The sequence below is a fragment of the Streptococcus australis genome (genome assembly GCF_019930045.1).
GTDB classification, from domain to species: domain Bacteria; phylum Bacillota; class Bacilli; order Lactobacillales; family Streptococcaceae; genus Streptococcus; species Streptococcus australis_D.
The window spans coordinates 1-1,828 of sequence record NZ_JAHZQQ010000105.1 but is presented as its reverse complement, the minus strand read 5'-3'; the positions used below and the strand labels follow the sequence as shown (position 1 = coordinate 1,828).

General features: G+C 41.9%; 1 protein-coding gene. It reads right to left on the bottom strand.

The window, feature by feature from the left end:
- Positions 1–169 precede the first annotated feature (169 nt).
- Positions 170–1,516, bottom strand: a complete 1,347-nt coding sequence (gdhA, locus tag K1J10_RS10440; RefSeq protein WP_223357310.1) for an NADP-specific glutamate dehydrogenase — start codon at positions 1,514–1,516, stop codon at positions 170–172.
- Between the last annotated feature and the right edge of the window lie 312 nt (positions 1,517–1,828).

Below are 1,828 nucleotides of genomic sequence, written 5' to 3'. Positions count from 1 at the left end.
AGCTTACAGAACTGCTTGTGAAGCTCTAGAGGATGAGTTCAAGTAAATGTTGCACTTATTCTTGCAATTTATCTAAAATAAAAGAAGATTTGGTTTTTCCAATCTTCTTTTTTATCAAGAAAAACACCTCCGAAACCGAAGGATTCAGAGGTGTGGCAAAAGAATCAAATTAAACAAGTCCTTGGGCAATCATCGCATTTGCGACATTTTCGAAGGCTGCGATATTGGCACCTGCAAGGTAATCTTTACCAAGACCGTAGGTTTCTGCAGTTGTTTTAGCAGTGTTGAAGATGGTAGTCATGATATCTTTCAAACGACCATCTACTTCTTCTCGTGTCCATGAAAGACGGAGGCTGTTTTGGCTCATTTCAAGAGCAGATACAGCAACCCCACCAGCATTGGCAGCTTTGGCAGGTCCGTAAAGAATGCCATTTTCTTTGTAGACTTTGATAGCATCAAGGTCGCTTGGCATGTTAGCTCCTTCAGAAACAACTTTTACGCCTTGAGTAACCAAGCGTTTCGCTGCTTCACCGTTGATCTCGTTTTGAGTCGCACATGGAAGGGCGATGTCATAGTTGCCGGTATAAGTCCATACAGAACCTTCGTAGTAGGTAGCAGTTGATTTTTCTGCAGCGTATTCTGTCAAACGAGCACGACGGTTGTTTTTCACATCTGTAAGAAGATCGAAGTCGATTCCGTTTTCGTCGATGATGTAACCGTTTGAGTCAGAGACTGAGATGACAGTTGCACCAAGTTCAGTTGCTTTTTGAAGAGCGTATTGGGCTACGTTACCAGAACCTGAGATCACGACTTTTTTACCAGCAAAGCTGTTGCCGTTAGCTTTGAGCATTTCTTCAGTGTAGTAAACCAAACCATAACCAGTTGCTTCTGGACGGATCAAGCTACCACCGAATCCAAGAGGTTTACCAGTCAAGACACCTGCATCAAATTGGTTAAGGCGTTTGTATTGTCCGTAAAGGTATCCGATCTCACGTCCACCAACCCCGATATCACCAGCAGGTACGTCAAGAGATGGTCCGATGTATTTTTGCAATTCTGTCATGAAGCTTTGGCAGAAACGCATGACTTCAGCGTCAGTCTTGCCTTTAGGATCGAAGTCAGATCCACCTTTACCACCACCGATAGGAAGGCCGGTCAAGACGTTTTTGAAGATTTGTTCGAAGCCGAGGAATTTCAAGATCCCTTGGTTAACAGTTGGGTGGAAACGAAGTCCGCCTTTGTATGGACCAACAGCTGAGTTAAATTGGACACGGTAACCACGGTTCACTTGAACCTTTCCATCACGGTCAACCCAAGGAACACGGAAAGAAATCACGCGTTCTGGCTCAGTGATACGGGCCAAGATGTTTTCTTCAATGTATTCTGGATGTTTTTCAAATACAGGTTCCAAAGTGCTAAGGAACTCTTCAACAGCTTGAAGGAATTCTGCTTCATGGCCATTACGAGCTTTTACAGTTTCGAAAGTGCTTTGGATATATTCTTTTGCAGTTGTCATCTTGTTTCTCCTTTGTTTTATTGAAACGAATGCCAGTAGGGGCTGTCTTACTGGGTATGAAGGCACTGCTGAAAGCAATGTCATGTTTTATTACGTGGACAATTATAGCAGTTTTTTTTTGACTTGTAAAGAAAAAAGTTGAATTTTCTGAAAATTTTCACAGCTACTCATATAGTGGAAATAGATCAATTCTAGAGGACAACAGAATTGGATGAATATCTGATTTTTTTCTCTATGCCCTGTTGTAAAATGAAGTGCAACACAAAAGATACGTTCATCTGATATACTAGAATTGCGAAAAACAGCATAAAG